This is a genomic window from Rhodococcus sp. 14C212, assembly GCF_011058195.1.
GTDB classification, from domain to species: Bacteria; Actinomycetota; Actinomycetes; order Mycobacteriales; family Mycobacteriaceae; genus Rhodococcus; species Rhodococcus aetherivorans.
Genome location: NZ_JAALEH010000056.1, coordinates 16,619 through 35,916 on the forward strand (window position 1 = coordinate 16,619; position 19,298 = coordinate 35,916).

18 protein-coding genes and 1 pseudogene are annotated in these 19,298 nt (G+C 71.7%); 12 read left to right on the forward strand and 7 right to left on the reverse strand.

The annotated features are described in order from the left end of the window. Positions 1 to 6: 6 nt before the first annotated feature. Complete coding sequence (locus G6038_RS32135) at positions 7 to 2,322, forward strand: DEAD/DEAH box helicase (protein ID WP_165039677.1); 2,316 nt, start codon at positions 7 to 9, stop codon at positions 2,320 to 2,322. Here the strand turns inward: G6038_RS32135 and G6038_RS20825 are convergent. Then, positions 2,282 to 3,667: a wax ester/triacylglycerol synthase family O-acyltransferase gene (locus tag G6038_RS20825; RefSeq protein WP_165039678.1), complete on the reverse strand. Its 1,386-nt coding sequence runs from the start codon at positions 3,665 to 3,667 to the stop codon at positions 2,282 to 2,284. The genes G6038_RS32135 and G6038_RS20825 overlap by 41 nt on opposite strands. A 406-nt stretch (positions 3,668 to 4,073) precedes the next feature. Here G6038_RS20825 and gvpJ point away from each other — a divergent pair, with 406 nt between their 5' ends. The 4 genes from gvpJ (at position 4,074) to G6038_RS20845 (ending at position 7,803) form a co-directional block, all read left to right on the forward strand. After that, the gene (gvpJ, locus tag G6038_RS20830) at positions 4,074 to 4,487 is read left to right on the forward strand and encodes a gas vesicle protein GvpJ (protein WP_206025339.1); all 414 of its coding nucleotides are present in this window, start codon (positions 4,074 to 4,076) and stop codon (positions 4,485 to 4,487) included. A 159-nt stretch (positions 4,488 to 4,646) separates the two neighbouring features. Continuing rightward, positions 4,647 to 5,978, forward strand: coding sequence for a potassium transporter TrkG (locus G6038_RS20835; protein WP_165039691.1), 1,332 nt, complete (start codon positions 4,647 to 4,649; stop codon positions 5,976 to 5,978). After that, positions 5,971 to 6,636: a TrkA family potassium uptake protein gene (locus G6038_RS20840; protein WP_206025341.1), complete on the forward strand. Its 666-nt coding sequence runs from the start codon at positions 5,971 to 5,973 to the stop codon at positions 6,634 to 6,636. The genes G6038_RS20835 and G6038_RS20840 overlap by 8 nt, the downstream gene beginning before the upstream one ends. Before the next feature lie 96 nt (positions 6,637 to 6,732). Next, positions 6,733 to 7,803: a potassium channel family protein gene (locus G6038_RS20845; RefSeq protein ID WP_165039679.1), complete on the forward strand. Its 1,071-nt coding sequence runs from the start codon at positions 6,733 to 6,735 to the stop codon at positions 7,801 to 7,803. A gap of 67 nt (positions 7,804 to 7,870) precedes the next feature. Here G6038_RS20845 and G6038_RS20850 read toward each other — a convergent pair whose 3' ends face one another. Continuing rightward, complete coding sequence (locus G6038_RS20850; protein ID WP_165039680.1) at positions 7,871 to 8,740, reverse strand: oxidoreductase; 870 nt, start codon at positions 8,738 to 8,740, stop codon at positions 7,871 to 7,873. Between the two features lie 167 nt (positions 8,741 to 8,907). On the opposite strand from G6038_RS20850, the pseudogene G6038_RS31490 reads away from it, so the two are divergent. After that, positions 8,908 to 9,116, forward strand: a pseudogene (locus G6038_RS31490) (Asp/Glu racemase); the annotation flags it as partial. Here the strand turns inward: G6038_RS31490 and G6038_RS20860 are convergent. Together G6038_RS20860 and G6038_RS20865 are read right to left on the reverse strand one after the other, a co-directional pair. Beyond that, positions 9,091 to 9,969 (reverse strand): oxidoreductase, encoded by an 879-nt coding sequence (locus G6038_RS20860; RefSeq protein WP_165039681.1) that lies wholly within the window; start codon positions 9,967 to 9,969, stop codon positions 9,091 to 9,093. The pseudogene G6038_RS31490 and the gene G6038_RS20860 sit on opposite strands and share 26 nt — an antisense overlap. Beyond that, positions 9,962 to 10,963 carry an alpha/beta hydrolase family protein gene (locus tag G6038_RS20865; RefSeq protein ID WP_240918620.1) on the reverse strand — a complete coding sequence of 334 codons (1,002 nt, stop codon included), beginning with the start codon at positions 10,961 to 10,963 and terminating at the stop codon, positions 9,962 to 9,964. The genes G6038_RS20860 and G6038_RS20865 overlap by 8 nt, the downstream gene beginning before the upstream one ends. Before the next feature lie 129 nt (positions 10,964 to 11,092). On the opposite strand from G6038_RS20865, the gene G6038_RS20870 reads away from it, so the two are divergent. Further along, positions 11,093 to 11,992: a universal stress protein gene (locus G6038_RS20870; protein ID WP_165039682.1), complete on the forward strand. Its 900-nt coding sequence runs from the start codon at positions 11,093 to 11,095 to the stop codon at positions 11,990 to 11,992. Continuing rightward, positions 11,959 to 13,158 carry a site-2 protease family protein gene (locus G6038_RS20875; RefSeq protein ID WP_346772873.1) on the forward strand — a complete coding sequence of 400 codons (1,200 nt, stop codon included), beginning with the start codon at positions 11,959 to 11,961 and terminating at the stop codon, positions 13,156 to 13,158. Before G6038_RS20870 ends, G6038_RS20875 begins: the two co-directional genes overlap by 34 nt. A 12-nt stretch (positions 13,159 to 13,170) precedes the next feature. Here the strand turns inward: G6038_RS20875 and G6038_RS20880 are convergent, their stop codons facing one another. Further along, positions 13,171 to 14,031 (reverse strand): universal stress protein, encoded by an 861-nt coding sequence (locus tag G6038_RS20880; protein WP_165039683.1) that lies wholly within the window; start codon positions 14,029 to 14,031, stop codon positions 13,171 to 13,173. A gap of 100 nt (positions 14,032 to 14,131) precedes the next feature. Between G6038_RS20880 and G6038_RS20885 the strand changes: the two genes are divergently transcribed. Both G6038_RS20885 and G6038_RS20890 read left to right on the forward strand, forming a co-directional pair. Then, entirely contained in the window at positions 14,132 to 15,052 is a 921-nt protein-coding gene (locus G6038_RS20885; protein ID WP_165039684.1) for a pseudouridine synthase, read from the forward strand. Between the two features lie 29 nt (positions 15,053 to 15,081). Continuing rightward, positions 15,082 to 15,588: an SRPBCC domain-containing protein gene (locus tag G6038_RS20890; RefSeq protein ID WP_006946948.1), complete on the forward strand. Its 507-nt coding sequence runs from the start codon at positions 15,082 to 15,084 to the stop codon at positions 15,586 to 15,588. Positions 15,589 to 15,613: 25 nt separating this feature from the next. Here the strand turns inward: G6038_RS20890 and G6038_RS20895 are convergent, their stop codons facing one another. Both G6038_RS20895 and G6038_RS20900 read right to left on the reverse strand, forming a co-directional pair. After that, positions 15,614 to 16,621 carry a nitroreductase family protein gene (locus tag G6038_RS20895; RefSeq protein ID WP_165039685.1) on the reverse strand — a complete coding sequence of 336 codons (1,008 nt, stop codon included), beginning with the start codon at positions 16,619 to 16,621 and terminating at the stop codon, positions 15,614 to 15,616. Beyond that, positions 16,611 to 17,144 carry a flavodoxin domain-containing protein gene (locus tag G6038_RS20900; protein ID WP_206025343.1) on the reverse strand — a complete coding sequence of 178 codons (534 nt, stop codon included), beginning with the start codon at positions 17,142 to 17,144 and terminating at the stop codon, positions 16,611 to 16,613. The genes G6038_RS20895 and G6038_RS20900 overlap by 11 nt, the downstream gene beginning before the upstream one ends. A gap of 275 nt (positions 17,145 to 17,419) precedes the next feature. Between G6038_RS20900 and G6038_RS20905 the strand changes: the two genes are divergently transcribed. Together G6038_RS20905 and G6038_RS20910 are read left to right on the forward strand one after the other, a co-directional pair. Beyond that, positions 17,420 to 18,946 carry a CYTH and CHAD domain-containing protein gene (locus G6038_RS20905; protein ID WP_165039686.1) on the forward strand — a complete coding sequence of 509 codons (1,527 nt, stop codon included), beginning with the start codon at positions 17,420 to 17,422 and terminating at the stop codon, positions 18,944 to 18,946. 102 nt (positions 18,947 to 19,048) lie between these two features. After that, positions 19,049 to 19,298: alcohol dehydrogenase catalytic domain-containing protein (locus G6038_RS20910; RefSeq protein ID WP_206025355.1), on the forward strand; the 250-nt coding region annotated here is incomplete at its 3' end.

Consider the following 19,298-nt stretch of genomic DNA (forward strand, 5'->3'; position numbering starts at 1 on the left):
GATTGCGTGTGCAGGCAGGACGGGCCGCGGCTCGCGCAGTTCACCGCGGGACTCGGCTTCACGCTCGACGACTTCCAGGTCCGGGCCTGTCGCGCTCTCGACGAGGGGCGGGACGTGCTCGTCTGTGCCCCCACCGGCGCCGGCAAGACGGTCGTCGGGGAGTTCGCGGTGCACCTGGCGCTCACCGCCGGCGGCAAGTGCTTCTACACGACGCCTCTCAAGGCCCTGAGCAACCAGAAGCACGCCGACCTCGCCGCGCAACTCGGGGACGAGCGGGTCGGCCTGCTCACCGGCGACGTATCGGTCGATCCGCACGCACCCGTGGTCGTCATGACAACCGAGGTGCTGCGCAGCATGCTGCACGGCCGTTCGCCCCTGCTCGAGGGGCTCACCCACGTCGTGATGGACGAGGTCCACTACCTCGCCGATCGCGAACGCGGCGCGGTGTGGGAGGAGGCCATCCTTTATCTACCCGGCACCGTGCGGCTGGTGAGCCTGTCCGCGACGGTCAGCAACGCCGAGGAGTTCGGTGCCTGGCTGGGCCGGGTCCGCGGCGCGACCACCGTCGTCGTCGAGGAGACCCGGCCGGTTCCGCTGCATCAGCACGTGCTCGCCGGTGGGCGGCTGTTCGACCTGTTCTCCCCCACCACCGGTGCGATCGACGAGAACCTCGTGCGGTACGTCGCGCATCGCCAGCTCGTCGACGCCGCCCCCGCCGTCCCGTCGCGTCGCCGGCGCCGCCGCACAGCCACGCCCGGACCGGCCGGCGTCGACCGGCCCGAGCTCGTCGCGCGGCTCGAGGCCGAGTCGTTGCTGCCGGCGATCTGGTTCCGCTTCAGCCGCAGCGGCTGCGACGAGGCCGTCGCCGAATGCCTGCGCTCGTCGCTGCGCCTCACCGAGGCCGCCGACGTCACCCGCATCCGCCGCATCGTCGACCGGCACACCGCCGGCCTCTCCCCCACCGACCTCGACGCGCTCGGATTCGCCGACTGGCTCGACGGACTCGAACGCGGCTTCGCCGCCCATCACGCGGGCCTGGTGCCGGTATTCCGGCATGCCGTGGAGGAACTGTTCGGCCTCGGCCTCGTCCGGGTCGTCTTCGCCACGGAGACCCTCGCCGTGGGCGTCAACATGCCCGCGCGGACCGTCGTGCTCGAACGCCTCGTCAAGCACACCGCCGCCGGGCCGGTCCGCCTCACCGCCGGCGAGTACACCCAGTTGACGGGACGGGCCGGCCGTCGCGGCATCGATCGGGAGGGCCACGCGGTCGTGCTGTGGAGCCCGGAGGTGCAGCCGGCCACCGTCGCGGGACTCGCCTCCACCCGCACCTACCCGCTGAACAGCTCACTGCGGGTGGGCTACAACACCGCCGTCAACCTCGTCGACCGGCTCGGCGTCGCCGGAGCTCGTGACCTGCTCGGCCGGTCCTTCGCACAGTTCCAGGCGGAGCATTCGGTGGCCGCGCTGGCCACCGCGGCGACGACGAACGCGGCGACGTTGCGCCTGCTCGACGACGAACTCGGGGGCGCCGAGGGTTTCGCCGAGTACCAGCAGTTGCGGGAGCGGCTGGCCGCGGCGCGCACCACCGGCACCGCCGACGCGGTGACCGCTCTCGCGCGGGCCGTGCGTTCGCACCCCGGTCACCGGCACGCCGATCGGGAGCGCCTGATCACCGTCGCCGAGCGCCGTCGTGCGCTGGCCGCCGACACCGAGGTGCTGCGCGGGCAGGTCGTCGCCGCCACCGGCCGGCTGGTGGAGACGTTCGACCGTGTCCTCGGGCTGCTCGACGAACGCGGGTACCTGCTGTCCGATCCGTACACCGGCGAGGCGGTGGCCACCGACCACGGCCGGACACTGGGCCGGATCTATTGCGGCAGCGACCTTCTCGTTGCCGAGTGCCTGCGAACCGGCGTGTGGGCGGGACTCGATCCGGCCGAGCTGGCTGCCGTCGTGTCGAGTGTGCTCGGCGAGTCGCGACGTCCGGCTCCCGGCGGCGGAGCCCCTACGGCCGGTGTCGACGCCGCGTACCGCGCGACGGTCCGGCTGTGGCGGGAGCTGTCGGACGCGGAGCGCCGGCACGGCCTGCCCGAGGGCCCCGAACCGGATCCGGTGGCGATGCGGGCGATCCACCGGTGGGCCCGTGGCGACGGCGTGTCCGCGGCCCTGCGCGAGGCGGCGGAGTCGGATCTGTCGGCGGGCGATCTCGTCCGGCGCTACCTGCGCACCCTCGACCTGCTCGGACAGATCGGCCGGGGCGAGTGCCCGGTGGAGCCGGCCGGCTTCACCGCGGCCGGGTACCCACAGCGCTCTCCAGTTCGGTGAGCGCGCCCTCGAGGAGCTCGACCAGCCGGTCGAGGGCGGGCACCGCGTGGCGGTCGCCGACGACTCCGAGATCGAGCCGGCCGTCGTTCCCGGTGAGGGTGATGGCCAGTGCCTGCCCGTTCAGCACGGCCGGTACGGGGTAGATGCCGGTCAGCCGCGCACCGTTCCAGTACCGGGTGCGGGAAGGTCCCGGCAGGTAGGAGATCAGCACGTTGAACGGCGGCGGGATCTCGTCGACGAACCGCCGCACCGGCTCGAGCGCGAGCGGGCTCAGCGACAACGCGCTGAGCATCAGGAACTGGGTTCCGCTCAGCGCGGTGACCACCCGGTCGGTGTGGACGAGCGAGTCGGCGATCCGGGCGAGCCGCACCGCGGGGTCGGGTTCGTCGGTGGCCAGGCCGATCACCATCGCTCCGACGCCGGGTTCGCGGCCGCCGGGTCCGACCGCGGCGCCACCGAGGTTCAGCGGCACCGGGAGCATCGCGGTCAGCGGCGCCTCCGGGAGCGCGTACCGCTCGGACAGATACGCGCGCAGGCCGCCGGCGCACATCGTCAGCACGACGGCGTCGATGGTGGTGCCCGCCGACGTCGCGACCGAGTGGAGCCGCTCGATCGGCCAGGAGCGCGCCGCGAGGGTCCGGCCCCGGCCCACCGCGACGTTGAAGATCGTGGGCGGCGTCTGCCACGGCAGCGCCACCTGGTGCCGGCGCACGCCCTCCGTGACCAGCCTGCCGATCTCCGGGGTCATCGCGAACACCTCTGCGCCGACGCGGAGCCCGGCGCGCAGCCACGAGGTGGGAAGGGGCGACAGCCGAGCCCGGGGGGCCACCACCTCCGGGCTCCACGGTGCGGGACAGTCGCGGGCGTCGGGGTCGGTGGACATGCTCCGGTGCAGCAGGCGCAGGCCGGCCGGGCCGTCGGCGAGAGACAGGTGGATTTTCGCGTACATCGCGGTGCGCCCGTCCTCGAGTCCCTCGATGACGTACACCTCCCACATCGGGTGGAGCGGGTCGAGCGGGGAACCGTGGATCCGGGAGACGAGGGCCAGTAGGTCGGCCATCGAACCGGATCCCGGCACGGCGGTGTGACGTACGTGAAACCGCAGGTCGACGTCCTCGGGACGGGACCACCACGGGTAGCCGGCCCCGCGCAGCAGCCGCACCGGACGCCGGCGCAGCGGATCCGCCACCTCGTCGTGGGTGAGCAGGGTCTCGTACATGCGACGGGCATGGTCGTCCCCGGCATCCGGCGGGGGCTCGAACAACACGAGAGCCCCGAGGTGCAGTGGACGCGAGGAGGTTTCGAGCAGCACGAACAGCGCCTCGGGAAGGCTCATCACCTGCATTCCCCCATCGTGGCGTCGAAACCGCCCGCGCGTGCGGTAACGCGGCCATCTCCGCAGGGACGTGTCGGCGACGCGCGGAAATGCCGGGACGTCTCCGCGCCGGCGGGACTACCCCTCGTCCAGTCCCGGACGACGCGGAGACGTATGGGCCTGGACTCCCCGCTCGCACGTCCGCGCGGACGCCCGGCGAAGTGACCTCCCTGCCGGGATCGCGGCCCGCAGCGACGATATCAACAAACCGGTCGCACGGTATGTCTTCGGTACGGGTTCCGCCCGTATTTCTCCGCGCGGGCGCGTTTCGACCCGGGAGCGCGTGGCTATAGCCCTTACACGGGCACCGCCCCACGAGAGGTCTCCCGCGCGGCGCGGCGACTCGCGGACCCTTGAAGCGACAGGAGCGCGGACCATGACCATCCAATCCGGAGGTGGGGGCGGGGGCACGATGGCACGGCCGAACTCGTCCGGCCTCGCCGACGTCATCGACACCATCCTCGACAAGGGACTCGTCATCGACGCATTCGTCCGCGTCTCGCTCGTGGGCATCGAAATCATCACGATCGACGCACGGGTCGTGGTGGCGAGCGTCGACACCTACCTGCGTTTCGCCGAGGCAGTCAACAGGCTCGAGATCTCCACGACCGAACCGAAGGGCCTGACGGACGTCGTCGGCGGCGCGGCCGGGAAACTCACCGAGAAGGCCGCCGCGCACAAGACGAAAGGCGCACTGGACTCCGCAGGCGAACGGGTCAGTGGCCTGCTCGCCGGCAGCGAGGGCGAACGGGAGCCGGCGCCACGCCGATCTCGAAACGAGGACCGGTGACGCCCACCGCCCTCGATCGGTGGCACCCGCCCGCCGCGAGGACGGCGTGGGCCCGGCGTCCGGTCACCGCCGCCCGATTCCCCAGCGGACCGGAGCGGGTCTAGTCTCCTCCGGGTGAGGACACCCACCGGTGCGGTTGCGCCGTCCCTGCTGCGGCGGATGGCGGCGCGGGCGACGCTCACTCCCGTCCGGGTGGTGGCGCTGAGCTTCGCCACCGCGATCGCCGTCGGCACGGTCCTGCTTCTCACGCCCGCGGCGAGCCTGCCCGGCACCGCGACCTCCCTCGTCGACGCCCTGTTCACCGCGACCTCGGCGATGTGCCTGACGGGCCTGGTCGTCGTCGACACGCCCACCCACTGGTCCGGCTTCGGCCAGGGCATCATCCTGGCCCTGATCCAGGCCGGCGGGTTCGGGATCATGACCATGGCCTCGCTCGTGGGCCTGCTGCTCGCGAACCGGATCGGCCTCAAGGCCCGATTGAACACAGCCGCCGAGGTGCGTGCCTCGGGGCTCGGCGACGTCCGCTCGGTCGTGGTCGGCGTCGTGCGGATGAGCGTGCTCATCGAGTCGGTCACCGCGGTGGCCCTGGCACTGCGGTTTGCGCTCGGATACGAGGAACCGCCCCTGCGTGCGGTGTGGCTGGGAGTGTTCCATTCCGTCTCGGCGTTCAACAACGCCGGCTTCGCGCTCTACAGCGACAACATCATCGGATTCGCCGACGATCCGTGGATCTGCGTGCCGCTGATGCTCGCGGTGATTCTCGGCGGCATCGGGTTCCCGGTTCTGTTCGAAGTGACCCGGCACCTGCGGGGCCGCAGCCGTCGATGGAGCCTGCACACCCGTCTCACCGTGGTCGTCACCGCGGTGCTGCTGGTGGTGGGCCCTGCGCTGGTGCTCGTGCTGGAATGGAGCCGAACGCTGCAGGGTTACGCAGTGGCGGGGAAGCTGCTCGTCGCCGCGTTCCAGGGCGTCATGCCCCGCACCGCCGGCTTCAACAGCGTCGACTACGCCCAGATGGACCCCGCCACCCTCCTGGTGACGGACGTGCTCATGTTCATCGGCGGCGGCAGCGGCGGCACCGCCGGCGGAATCAAGGTCACCACCTTCGTCCTTCTGCTGTTCGTCATCCTCGCGGAGGCCCGCGGCGAGCGATCGGTGATCGTCTTCGACCGCCGCATCGACACCCGGGTCCAGCGCCAGGCGTTGTCGGTGGCCCTGATCGGTGTCGCCCTGGTGATGGTGCCGACCATCGCCCTGTTGGCGGGGACCTCGTTCGACCTCAACGTCCTGTTGTTCGAGGTCACCTCCGCGTTTGCCACCGTCGGCCTGTCCACCGGGATCACGGCGCAGCTGCCCGTCTGGGGGCAGCTGATCCTGGTGCTCCTGATGTATCTGGGCCGCATCGGATCGATCACCCTCGTGAGCGCTCTCGCCGCCCGCGATCGCGGCCGGCGCTACGAACTCCCGGAAGAAAGGCCCTTCATTGGCTAGGAAATCCGCCTCCGACGTGGTGGTCGTGCTCGGGCTCGGGCGGTTCGGCAAGTCGCTCGCACTCGAGCTGATGAGCCAGGGCGCCGAGGTCCTCGGCATCGACTCCAGCGACGCCGTGGTGCAGAAGGTCGCTCACCGCCTGACCCACGCCGTGGTCGCCGACACCACCGACGAGGAGTCACTGCGGCAACTGTCGGTGCACGAGTACGGCCGCGCCGTCGTGGGGATCGGTTCGGACCTCGAGGCCAGCCTGCTCACCGCCTCCGCCCTGATCAACCTGGGCGTGCACAACATCTGGGCCAAGGCGATCAGCAACGCGCACGCGAAGATCCTCACCCAGATCGGGGTGCACCACGTCGTCCGGCCCGAACACGACATGGGCAAGCGCGTCGCCCACCTGGTGCGCGGACGGATGATCGACTACATCGAGTTCGACGACGGCTTCGCCATGGTCAAGACGACCCCGCCGGCCTTCGTCGTCGGCCGGCGCCTCGCCGACACCGCCATCCGGTCCGACTTCGGCGTCACCGTCGTGGCGATCAAACGTCCCGGCGAGGACTTCACCTACGCCACTGCCGACACCGTTCTCGCTGCCGGGGACACCATCATCGTCTCCGGGCGGGTCCGGAACACCGAACGATTCAGCGAACTCACCTGACAGCACCGGAACGACGTAGGCTGCAGACGATGTCACCGACAGCGCACCAGGAGCCGCCGGACCCCCACTCGGCCGCGGCGTCGAACGGCACCGGTCGTGCCCGGTAGCACGCTGAGGGCCCGGTTCAGCCGTTCCGACGCCCTGACCGACCGACCCGACTTCGCGCTGGTGGGCATCCTGCGGGTGCCGCAGCTACAGACCAGCCCGGGCCGGGCGATCGTGCGCCGGATCGGGTACGCCCTGATCGCCCTGGCCCTGGTGGTGCTCGTCGTCTACCTCGACCGCGACGGCTACTCCGACACCCAGGACAACCAGCTGTCGCTGCTGGACTGCCTCTACTACGCGACGGTGTCGCTCTCGACCACCGGCTACGGCGACATCACCCCCATCACACCGCAGGCCCGCCTGGTCAACGTCCTGGTCATCACCCCGCTGCGGATCTTCTTCCTCATCATCCTGGTCGGCACCACCCTCTCCGCCCTGACCGAAAGTTCCCGCCAAACCTTCCGCATCCAACGCTGGCGACACCGCGTACGCAACCACACCGTTGTCGTCGGCTACGGCACCAAGGGCCGCACCGCGGTCGATGCGATGCTCGGCGACGGCGCCGCGCCGTCGGACATCGTCGTCGTCGACACCGACCCGGTGGTGCTCGACGCCGCCAGCGGCCAGGGCTTGGTCACCGTCCAGGGCTCGGCGACCAAGTCCGACGTGCTGCGCCTGGCCGGGGTGCCGCACTGCGATTCGATCGTCGTCGCCGCCAACCGCGACGACACCGCGGTGCTGGTCACCCTCACCGCCCGCGAACTCGCCCCCGCCGCCAAGATCGTCGTGGCCATCCGCGAATCGGAGAACACCCATCTGCTCCGCCAGTCGGGCGCCGACACGGTGGTGATCTCGTCCGAGACGGCGGGCCGGTTGCTCGGAGCCGCCACCCTCACCCCGAACGTCGTGGAAATGATCGAGGATCTGCTCACCCCGGAGGAAGGGTTTGCGATCGCCGAACGCGAGGTCGAACCCGGCGAGGTCGGCGGCTCACCGCGGCACCTTCCGGACATCGTCCTCGGCGTCGAACGCAACGGCCGCCTGCTGCGTGTCGGGTCCCCGGAGGTCGAGGCGGTGGAGGCCGGCGACCGGCTGCTCTACGTCCGGCGCGTCTCGGACTGATCGGCGCGTCTCGGACCGACCGGCGGGGCGGGAAGTCCGCCCGTGCGGTTGCCGTCCCGGGCCCCGCTCATCCGGCCGGGGCGCACAGCCGGGCCGACAACTCCCACAGCCCGCGGGCGACGGCCTCGTCGTGCGAGCGCGAATTGGATTCGACGCGCTCGGGGTGGCCCCGCATCTCGAACAGGCCACCGGGACCGTAGTACCCGCCGGGCTCGACGTCGGGCGCGGTGGCCGCGTACAGCAGCGGCAGCGCTCCGGTCTGCGCGGACTGCCCCACCAGCCGGTTCGCGACGCCCAGGAACACGTCCTGGATCGACTCGGTGTGGGACTGCAGGTTCGTCGCGGAGTACCCCGGGTGCGCGGCCACCGCCATGACCGGGGACTGCTGCTCGGTGAGCCGGCGCTGCAGTTCGTGGGTGAACAGCAGGTTGGCCAGCTTCGACTGCCCGTACGCCAGCCACCGGTCGTAGCGACGGTACTCCCAGTTCAGGTCGTCGAGATCGATGCGGCCGGCCCGGTGCATGCCGCTCGACATCGTCACCACTCGGTCGGTGACGCGCTCGAGCAGCAGGGCGGTGAGGGCGAAGTGGCCGAGGTGGTTGGTTCCGATCTGCATCTCGAATCCGTCGGCGGTGCGGCGCAGCGGCACCGCCATCACGCCGGCGTTGTTGACCAGCACATCGACCTCGTCGATACCCGCGGCGAATTCACGCACCGACGCCAGGTCGGCCAGATCGAGGCGCCGCACCTGCGCGTTGGGCCCGATCTCCCGGGCCACGGCTTCGCCCTCGGCCACGTTCCGGCACGCCAGCACCACCCGAGCCCCCGCGGCCCCGAGTGCCCGGGCCGCCACCTTGCCCAGGCCGCTGTTGGCACCCGTCACCACGAAGGTGCGGCCGTCCTGCTTCGGGATGTCGCGTGTGGTCCAAGCCGTCATGTCGGCCACCCTACGGTGAACGGGACATCCGGGAAAGAAACCCGCTCGGCCACCCGCCCGGCGCCGACACGTTCCCGAAACGGGCCGGCGACAGGTTCGCCTCACTTCCGTCGCCCGCCGCGCCGGAATTCCGAAGGGGGCCGCCATGCATGCGGCCGCGTGCCCGATGTGCGGACCTGGCCGACCTGTGCGCACACATCCCCGGGGAGATCGGCGCCCCCTGGTGGACACGGTGACCGCGGCGACGCTGTTCGTCCAGTCCCTGGTCACGCTGGGTCTGCGGACCGGCAAAGGGGGCGAGTTCGCCGTCCCGCCGGCGAAGCCGGACGCGGGCCTGCCGGCGCCGTTCGCTAGAGCTCGAACCGCACGCCCGTGAGCTTCTCCGACAGCTCCCACAGTTGCCGGGCGGTGTCCGGATCTCCGGCGCGGCGGCTGTAGGCGGCCACGGTCGGCGGGCCGTACAGCTCGACGAAGCGGTCCGGCCCGATGTAGCCGCCGGTCACCTCGGGATCGGTGGCGGCCACCACCACGGATTCGGCACCCTGGGCCGGAGTGCGCTCGAGCACCTTCTTCCCGAGGCGGAACAACTGGTCGAACCACGTTCCGGTGTGCGTGCCGACCTCGGTGGCCGCGTAGCCCGGATGCGCGGCCACCGCCCGCAGCGGCGATCCGGCGGCCGCCAGCCGGCGCCCGAGCTCGAGGCTGAACATCAGGTTCGCCAGTTTGGATTCCGCGTAGGCCAGTGAGCGGCTGTAGTGCCGGCGGCGCTCCCAGTTCAGGTCGTCGAGATGGATGCGCCCGAACCGGTGGCTCATGCTCGAGACGGTGACCACACGGTCGGTGAGCCGATCGAGCAGCAGCCCGGTCAGCGCGAAGTGCCCGAGGTGGTTGGTGCCCATCTGCATCTCGAAGCCGTCCACCGTGCGGCTCAGCGGCACGCCCATCACGCCGGCGTTGTTGACGAGCACGTCGACGGTCTCGATGCCCGACGCGAACTCCCGCACCGACGCCAGGTCGGCGAGATCGAGCCGACGCACCTCGGCGTTCGGGCCGATATCCCGCGCGACCGCCTCGCCCCTGGCCACGTTCCGGCACGCGAGCACAACGTCGGCACCTGCGGCGCCGAGCGCCCGGGCGGTGGCCTCACCGAGGCCGCTGTTCGCGCCGGTCACCACGAAGGTGCGGCCCCGCAGGGCGCCGGGTGCCGGCAGGGAGAACCGTTCAGGCACCGATGGAGGACTTCATCATGGGCAGCATCGCCCACAGCTGGTCCTGCCAGTAACCCCACGAGTGGGTGCCGGCGGCCGGGAAGTCGAAGTGGGCGGAGTTGATGCCCAGCGTCGCCAACCGCACCTGGAACGCGCGGTTCTGCGCCAGGGCAAGCGCCTCGAGCCCCATCGCGTTACCCGTGTTGAACACCCCGATCGCGGAGTTCGGCCGGTCGTGCTGGCCGGGCAGACCGCTGCCCGCGGAGATCCACATCGGCAGCCCCCGCATGCTGGGCGCGGCGACGAACGGGTCGTTGCGCAGCCACGCCGAGTTCCACGGCGGGCCCCACATCGAGTCGGCGTTGTAGCCGCCGGAGTCGATCATCGCGAGGCGGATCGCCTCCCGCATACCGGGCGCGGACAGGTTCAGGTAACCGGACATGGAACCGGCGAAGCGGAACTGGTCGCGGTGGTAGGCCGCGAGGATCAGCGCCGCGTTGCCCCCCATCGACAGGCCGACGATCGCGTTGCTGGAGCGGTCGATGCCGTACGTACCGGCCAGGAAGTCCGGCAGGTTCTGGGTGAGGAAGGACTCCCACTTGTAGGTGTAGCGCTGGCCGTTGAGGTTGCTCGGCGCGTACCAGTCCGTGTAGAAGCTGGACTGTCCGCCGACCGGCATCACCACGTTGACGCCGTGATCCGACAGCCACGCGGCGTTCGTCTCGTGCTCCCAGCCGCTCACGTCGTTGGTGGCGCGCAGGCCGTCGAGCAGGTACATGGCCTTGTTGCTGCCGTTGTTCGCCAGCCAGATGCGTACCTTGATCTGGCCGACCCCACCCGGCGCCGGCACCCAGTGCTCACGCAGGCGGGAGTAGGGGTCCGCCGAGGCGGTGCCCGCGCCGGCGAAGGCCACCGCGAGCGGCAGTACGAGCGCCGCGATCAGGAATCGGACGAGCGCCCGAACCCCGCGACGTCCGGCCTTGGTTCTGGAAGTATCAGTCACACCAGGCTCCATCAGCACATCTGTAGCAACAACAACTGTGGCCCCGACAGTTACGCAACAACACGGTAGAGGTCCACGTCGGCCCGTACGAGGCTTGCACATAATCGTTATGGAGCAAAGCCGAACCGAAAGGCAGGCGCAATGAGCAGCGACCTCGGCAGGCCGCCCGTCACCGTCGGAATCGACGGCTCCGACGCCGCGAAACAGGCCGCGACCTGGTCCGCAGCCGTCGCCGAGCGGCTCGGCACGGACCTGCAGCTCGTACATTCGCTGCCGGGCCCCCGGAATTATTTCAGTGACGCCGCGCTGCGCGCGCGGGCCGAATACACCCATCGACTCGCCGAAACCGGCCGCGAACTGCTCGACGACACGGCGGCCGAGCTGCACCGGCAGCACCCGGATCTCGAGGTGGTCACAACCGTCCACGACGGGCCACCCGATCTGGCGTTGCTCGAACACGGCGACCGCAGCCGGATGCTCGTGCTCGGAGCCACCGGCACGGGTGCGCTCGGTTCGCTGCTCACCGGCTCCACCGCGCTGCGGGTCGCCAACCGGTCCACCTGCCCGGTCGTCCTCTGGCGGGGCGATCCGGTCCCCGCACCGGGCACGGACCACCGGCCGGTGCTGGTCGGCATCGACGGCAGCGAGGACGCCGGGCCGGTGATCACCGCCGCGTTCGACATGGCCGCGGCGCTCGGGGTGGGCGTCCTCGCCGCGCACGCGTGGGGTGCCGGGGAGGTGGCGGGCCGCACCTCGGCGCTCGAACTGATCGACTGGGCAGTTGTCGAGGCCGAGGAGACGGCGTTGCTGTCCGAGTGCATCGCCGGTCAGCGCGAGCGGTACCCGGACGTGCCGGTCACCGAGATCGTGGAGCAGATCGGCGCCCGGCACCTGCTGCTGCGACTGGCGCAACACGCTCAGTTGAGCGTCGTCGGCAGCCACGGCCGGGGACTGCTCGGCGGCCTGCTCCTGGGCTCGACGAGTCAGGCGCTGCTGCACCATGCGCCGTGCCCGACCATGATCTGCCGTCCGGGGGTGTGACGATGCTGCGCGGATCGATCCGGCTCGGCCGGGTCGCGGGGATAGAGATCCGGGCCCACTGGTCGCTGCTCGCGACGCTCGGGCTGCTGTCGTGGCTGCTTGCCGGGGCGATCCTGCCCGCCCGGATCAGCGGTCCGAGCCCCGCGCAGTTCTGGATCGCGGGCGTCGCCGCGGCGGTGGGCCTGCTGATGTCGCTGCTCGCCCACGAGCTTGCGCACTCGGTGGTGGCGGGCCGCTACGGAGTCGGCGTGGACGGGATCACGCTGTGGCTGCTCGGCGGCGTCTCCGAGCTGCGCGACGAACCGCCGAACCCGAAAGCCGATCTGCGTATCGCGCTGGCTGGACCGCTCACGAGCGTCGGGATCGGCGTCGTGGCTCTGGCGGCGGCCTCGTTCCTCGGCCCGCCCGTCCCGGAGTTGGTGACCGCGACGATCGGCTGGCTCGGCGCGACCAACCTGGTGCTGGCCGTGTTCAACCTGCTGCCGGGTGCGCCGCTGGACGGCGGACGGGTCGTGCGGGCGGTGCTGTGGCGCCGCACCGGCGACCGCCTCGCGGCCGCGAGCGGCGCCGCGCGCTCCGGCCGCGCGGTCGGGCTGGCGCTGATCCTGCTCGGTGCCGCCGAGACGCTCGCCCTCGGCAGCGCGGGCGGCCTGTGGCTGATGCTCCTCGGCTGGTTCCTGCGGACCGCGGCCAACGCCGAGCTCGCGAACGCGTCGCTGAGGCATCAGCTCGGCGACACCCGGGTCGGCGACGTCATGACGCCGTCGCCGGTGGCCGCGTCCGCGAGCTGGAGCGTGGCCCAGCTCCTCGCCGTTGCGGCCCGCGGTTCGCACCACCGGGTGTTCCCCGTCGTCGACGACGGGCACCGGCCCACCGGCGTGGTGTCGCTGTCCGACCTGACGCCCGTCCCGGAGGGCGAGCGCACGATCGTCGCGGTCGCGGACCGGGCCCGGCCGCTGCCCGCGGCGGCGCGGGTGCCCGCCGACGCGTCGCTCGCCGAGGTCGCGAGCCGGGTGCTGCTGCGGCCGGGGCTCGACCTCGTGGCCGTCGTGTCGGGCGAACGACTGGTCGGCATCGTCACGGCGACGGACCTGGTGCGGGCCTGCGATCGCAGCGCGCTGGGTCTGCCCATCCGCCGCCCACCGCCGCCGGACGAGCAGACCTGATCCCGGGTATCCCTAGTCGCGCCGGACCACGAGCAGCGGGCACGGAGTCGTGTGCAACAGCGCCCGGCTCGTCGAGCCGAGCAGCATGCCCTCGAAGCCGCCGCGGCCGCGGCTGCCGACGACGAGCAGTCGCGCGTTCTCCGCCCGCTCGAGCAGGTGGCGCACCGGGCGGTCCCGCACGACGACCCGTTCCACGTCGACGTTCGGATAGTCCTGCGTGCGGCCGGCGAGGGACTCGGCGAGCACGACACTCTCCTGCTGGTCGACGTCCTCCCAGGTGGCTCCGGGCGTGCCGGCGACGACGTCGACGAGGTCGCGGTCGGACCATGCGTGCACCGCCACCAGCGGCGCCTTGTAGCGGTCGGCGGCCTCGAACGCGACGTCGAGGGCGTGCAGGCTCGCCGGCGAGCCGTCGACACCGACCACGACGGGACCGTCCGCGCCCCGCCCGCTCTCGTCGGGCCCGGGGATCACCGCGACGGGGCAGTGCGCGTGCGCGACCACCGCGGAGGTCACCGATCCGACCAGGCCGCCGGTGAACTCGCCGAGACCGCGCCGGCCGAGGACGAGCATCCGCGCCCGGCCGGAGTACCCGAGCAGCGCCTGTGCGGCCACCAGGCTCGACTGTTCGGTGCGTACGGACAGTTCGGGGTGCTCCCGTTCCACGGACTCCGCGGCGGACGCCAGGTTCCGCCGCGCGGTGAATCGCAGTTCGTCGAAGAACGGCGACGAGGCGCCGATCCCGCCGGCGTTCGCGCTGGAGACGAGCAGCAGCGGCGCCCCCGTGGAGGCGGCCTCGCCCGCCGCCCACCGCAGTGCGGCGCGCGCCGGCGCCGATCCGTCGACCCCGACCACGATCGGCGCATCATTCATCGCCCGCTCCTTGTCCCGTTCCGTCCGGTTCTTCCGCCACCAGTGTCGCCATCCTGCGGTCGCCGCGCGGTCGGTTGGCGGAAACAGTTAACGTGCGGGTGTGCGCCGTGCTCCGCTGCCCGTCCGCGACGGCCTGAATCCGACCCGCCTGCGCCTGCCCGAGGGCGGCTCCTGGGCGACGGTGGCGGAGTTTCTGCTGGCGCGCTTCCCCGCCGACGCGGCGCGCGTGCAGGAGAAGGTCGCGGCCGGTGAGGTCGTCGACGGCACCGGTGCGGCGATCACCGGGAACACTCCGTACACGGCGGGCCGATTCGTGTACTTGTACCGCGATCCGCCGGTCGAGGAGCGAGTGCCGTTCGAGATCGATGTCCTGCACCGCGACGAGCACCTGCTGGTGGTGGACAAGCCGCATTTCCTGGCGACGACACCGCGTGGGTCGTGGGTGGCCGAGACGGCGCTGGTGCGGCTGCGCCGCGAACTCGACCTACCGGAGTTGAGCCCGGCCCATCGGCTCGATCGGCTCACGGCGGGCGTGCTGGTCTTCACCGTCCACGCCGGTGCGCGCCGGGCCTACCAGTCGCTCTTCGATGCCCGCCGGGTCGTCAAGGAGTACGAGGCCGTGGCCCGGCACGTGCCCGGGATGCGGTTTCCGCGCGAGGTGCGCAGCCGCATCGTCAAGGAGCGGGGCGTGTTGCAGGCGCGGGAGGTGCGGGGCGAGAGCAACGCCCTCAGCCGCGTCGAACTGCTCGAAACGGACGCCGGGCTGGGCCGTTACCGGTTGCTGCCCCGCACCGGCAAGACGCACCAGTTGCGCGTGCACATGAATTCGCTCGGCCTGCCGATCCTCGGCGACAACCTGTATCCCGATGTTTACGACGTTGCGCCCCAAGACTATTCGCGCCCCCTCCAGTTGCTGGCCCGCGCGGTGGAGTTCGACGATCCGTATACAGGTCGACGGACCCGCTTCGCCAGCGCAGGAAACCTGGCAGCATGGAGGCACAGCACACCAGGACCCCGTTGATCGCGCGGGCTCACGTCTTGGAGGACCCCATGGATAACGGCACCGTCTCGCGCACCTACGACGGCCGCGTCGCCCTGCGCTTCCAGCACGCCTTCGCCCATCCCCCGGACCGCGTATGGCGGGTCATCACCGACCCCGAGTACCTACGCGCCTGGTTCCCGGCCCGCGTAGAACTGGATCTCACCCCCGGTGCCCAGCTCGTCTTCCATGCCACCGAGCAGCAGGCCGAGCGCCTCGGGCTGCCCGCCGACCACACCGCCACGGGCACCGTCATCTCCGTGCATCCCGGGCGCATCCTCGAGTACATGTGGGACGCCGAGGTCCTGCACTGGGAACTGGTGCCGGACGGGTCCGGCGGCTGCTGGCTGACGCTCACGCACACCGTCGAGGACGAGGACTCGGCCTACGCGCACGGCGCCGACTGGCACGCCGGCTTCGAGGTGCTCGAGGCCCAGCTGGAGGGCCGCGACGTGAACTGGTCGCCGTGGGAACGCGCCCGGGAACTCGCCGACAAGTACCGCAACCCGTCCGACTGATCCCCACTCGTCCGGTTGCCGGCGGCTATCCGTCCCGTCCGCTCCGGTCGACGAAGACCTCGTCGACCGGACGTCGCGACGTGGTGGGCAGTCCCCGCGCGCTGCGGGCCCCCAGCCGGATCACCACCTGGGGAAATCCCGCGACCTCCCCGGTCCGCGCCGTCGCCGTGCGCACGATGCCGCGGCTGGCCTCGATCTCCGTCACGTGGGTGAGCGGGCAGGTCGCCAGATGCGCCGCGGTAGCCTCGAGCAGTACCGAGGACATCGCCTCCCCCGCCCGCAGCCAGTCGATCCGCTCGTCGGCCCGGGTGCTGAGCACCGCCAGTGCCGACGCGTCCACCTTCGGCTGCACAGTGTCCAGAGTTCCTGCGCCCGTAGGGAACCGCCGTCCCACATCGATGTCGCCGGCGGCATCGTCGTCGAGCAGCGCGGACGCCGGCACGCCCGTGTCGCCGGGCTCCGCGCGACCGGTCCACCAGGCCAGCTCCTGCCGGTAGGCCTCGTCGCCCTCGCGGATCGCCGCGCTCAGTTCCGACGCCCGCGCGAGGTCCGAGCGGGCCTCGGCGTCGAGGATCGACAGCGACGCCCCTTCCCGGCGGGCGGCGTTCTCCAGATCCACCAGGCTCTCGCGCAGGGTCGTGGGCGGCGCGAACGGGCGCCGGTCGGTGTGCCGGGCATCGATCGCGAGGGCCAGGGCGGCGTCACGGGCGTCGACCGTGTGCGGCCGGTCGAAGTCGAGAACGGCCAGCAGGTCCGGCCGCGACGGATCCGGAAACCGGGTCACGGTGGGGATCCACGACGCGGCGGACAGCGCGACGCGGGCGTGGTGCAGCGCCGCCCCGCAGCCGAGAACCAGCTGCCGGCCGCTCGGATCGGTGTGGCCGAGCATGCGCTCGGCCACGGCATACAGTTCGAGCCGTTCGCCCGTCCACTCCCATCGCCACGGCTGGCTGTTGTGCAGGGACGGCGCCCGGCCCGCCGACTCGACCGCATCCCGGATCGCCGCGGTGTCCGGCCGGATCTCAGTAACCATCGTTGTCTCTCCCACCGCCGCTCGACTCGACCGCATGCCGCCCCACGGACTCGACGATCTGCGCGGCCCAGGTCCCGATCGCGTCCCAGTCCCGGAAGTCCCCGGTGCGTCCTCCGGTCATGCGGGCAACCACGCGTTCGCCGGCGCCGAGCACCTCCGGATCCAGTTTCCCGGCGAACATCCGGTGCTCGCGCGCCCCCGTACGCTCCGTCGCCAGGGAGGCGTCGTACGGCCTGTTCACGGGGCGGTCCTGGTCACCGATCGGGCCCGAGGAGAACAGGAACACGGCGCGCTCCCGCAGCGCGCAGGCGTGCCGATCGACGAAGGTCTTGGCGGGATGCAACCAGTGCCCGAGGTAGACGGCGCTGCCGAGGACCACCGCGTCGTAGCCGTCCACGGCGTCGACCTGCTCGGGCGCGACGACGTCGACGTGCGCTCCCTTGTCGCGCAGGGCAGCCGCGAGAGCCGTGGCGATCTCCGTGGTGGAGCCGTGCCTGCTCGCCGCCGTCACCAGAATCCTCATCTGCGTCCTCCCCGGCCCAGGTTATTCGATGATCGCCCGACGGGCACGCGGTCGGACAGAGTCGAAGGGCCCGCTCGCTTGCCTGCAGCCGCGCCGTGCGGCCGGGCCGCAGCACACCGTGCGGCCGGGCCGCAGCACACCGTGCGGCCGGGCCGCAGCGGCGATCACGTGTGACGGGCACAGGTCGGTGCCGGGGTGGCAGAGTGGTCTGACGAACGCCGCCGACGAGCGCGACGAGGACACGCAGGCAACCGCCGGAACAGGAGTCGGATCGCATGACCACGCCGCCCAGGATCGACGCGGTTCAGGAGTCGGAACGCAAGTACACGGTCGGGCACGGGCAGCAGCTGCCGGACCTCTCGGGCCTGCCCGGCGTCGACGGACACCCCGAACCCGAACTTCAGCAGCTGTCGGCGCGGTACTACGACACCGACGATCTGCGACTGCTGCGCGCCGGGATCACCCTGCGCCGCCGCGAGGGGGGTCACGACGCCGGCTGGCACGTGAAGCTTCCCGCCGGCACGGACACCCGGACGGAGGTGCGCTTCCCGCTCGGCGACGACACCGCCCGGCCACCGGCCGAACTGCTCGCGCTCCTGCACGGGATGCGCCGTGCGCGTCCCGTCGCCCTTGCGGCGGTGCTGAACACCCAGCGGTGGCGCCACCGCCTGATCGACGACGAGGGGCGGGCCCTCGCCGAGATCGTCGTCGACGAGGTCGTCGCGACCCGAGGGGAGGACAGCGAGCCGCAGCGGTGGCGCGAGATCGAGGTCGAGCTCGCCTCGGCCGGAACCGATCTGCTCGATGCCGTCGAGGAGCGGCTGACCGCGGCCGGAATCGAGCGCGCCCCGAGTCCCTCCAAGCTGCATCGGGCGCTCGGCGATCTGCTGCCCGCCGAGGAGCAGGTGCCCGGCCCGGCCGGGCACCTGCGCGACTACCTGCGCGGCGAGCTGCGCACCCTCGAGCTCGCCGAGATCGGCGTGCGCCGGGACGCCCCGGACGCCGTCCACAGCATGCGCAAGGCCCTGCGCCGGATCCGCAGCGCCCTGCAGACGTATGCGGGAACGTTCGCGATCGACGACAGTCTGGTCGAAGAACTGCGTTGGACGGGACGGAAACTCAGCCCGTCGCGCGACCTCGAGGTGCAGTGGGAGCGCATCGTGGACCGCGTCGGGGAGATACCCGTGGAAGCACAGCGCGAGGCCATCCGCGCCCGCGTCGACGAGTACTTCTCCGCCCGGTCGGACGCGGCCCGGCTCGAGGCCGTCGGCACCCTCGACTCGGACCGCTACGCGGCCCTGCTGGATTCGCTCGACGCGCTGATCGACGGGCTGGCGACGGGGGCAGTCGGATCCGGTCCCGGCGAACAACGACGACAGGTTCGCCCGGAGGACCTCGACCGTGCGCTCGCCCGCCTCGCGAAGAAGGTCTCACGCCGGGTCCGCAACGCCGGGGACGCAGCCACGCACGCCGAGCGGGACGAACTCGTCCATCGGGCCCGCAAGGGCGCCAAGCGGATGCGCTACGCCATCGAGGTGCTGCGGCCGCTGCATCGCAAGCGCGCCCAACGCGCCCTCGATCACTTCGACGACTTCCAGGATCTGCTCGGCGAATTCCAGGACTCGGTGGTCGCCCGCGAGCACCTGCTCGACATGGTGTCCGAGCAGGACCACACCGCCGAGTCGAGCTTCGGTCTCGGGATCGTCTACCAGCGCGAACTCGAGATCGGCGAGGAGCAGGTCGCGCACCTCGAAGGCGCGTGGAAGCGGGCGCGGCGGGCGGCGAAACCGCTGTGGAAGTGAGCCACTCCCGGCCGGGTCCTTGTTCCCTGGCCGACCACCGCCGAGAAAGGGCATGCTGAGCCCCGACGACGGAAGGAAACGCGCATGAGCACCCCTGGAGTGATGCGCGCATGGCGTGTCGACCTCCCACGCCCGGCGGCGGAACATCCGCTGCGGCCGGTCCGGGAACCGATTCCCGAACCGGCGCCCGCGGAACTGCTGGTGCGTGTCCTCGCGTGCGGGGTGTGCCGTACCGACCTGCACGTGAGCGAGGGCGACCTGCCGGTGCACCGGCCACACGTCGTCCCCGGCCACGAGGTCGTCGGCGAGGTGGTCGGTGGCGACCTCGGCGAGCACCGGGTGGGCGACCGGG

What these genes read in the sequence shown, in the direction of transcription:
- G6038_RS20890 (WP_006946948.1), top strand. Translation starts at nt 15,082, where the DNA reads ATGGATAACGGCACCGTCTCGCGCACCTACGACGGCCGCGTCGCCCTG.
- gvpJ (WP_206025339.1), top strand. Translation starts at nt 4,074, where the DNA reads ATGACCATCCAATCCGGAGGTGGGGGCGGGGGCACGATGGCACGGCCG.
- G6038_RS20850 (WP_165039680.1), bottom strand. Translation starts at nt 8,740, where the DNA reads ATGACGGCTTGGACCACACGCGACATCCCGAAGCAGGACGGCCGCACC.
- G6038_RS20870 (WP_165039682.1), top strand. Translation starts at nt 11,093, where the DNA reads ATGAGCAGCGACCTCGGCAGGCCGCCCGTCACCGTCGGAATCGACGGC.
- G6038_RS20900 (WP_206025343.1), bottom strand. Translation starts at nt 17,144, where the DNA reads ATGAGGATTCTGGTGACGGCGGCGAGCAGGCACGGCTCCACCACGGAG.
- G6038_RS20895 (WP_165039685.1), bottom strand. Translation starts at nt 16,621, where the DNA reads ATGGTTACTGAGATCCGGCCGGACACCGCGGCGATCCGGGATGCGGTC.
- G6038_RS20865 (WP_240918620.1), bottom strand. Translation starts at nt 10,963, where the DNA reads ATGGAGCCTGGTGTGACTGATACTTCCAGAACCAAGGCCGGACGTCGC.
- G6038_RS20905 (WP_165039686.1), top strand. Translation starts at nt 17,420, where the DNA reads ATGACCACGCCGCCCAGGATCGACGCGGTTCAGGAGTCGGAACGCAAG.
- G6038_RS20880 (WP_165039683.1), bottom strand. Translation starts at nt 14,031, where the DNA reads ATGAATGATGCGCCGATCGTGGTCGGGGTCGACGGATCGGCGCCGGCG.
- G6038_RS20835 (WP_165039691.1), top strand. Translation starts at nt 4,647, where the DNA reads ATGGCGGCGCGGGCGACGCTCACTCCCGTCCGGGTGGTGGCGCTGAGC.
- G6038_RS20825 (WP_165039678.1), bottom strand. Translation starts at nt 3,667, where the DNA reads ATGCAGGTGATGAGCCTTCCCGAGGCGCTGTTCGTGCTGCTCGAAACC.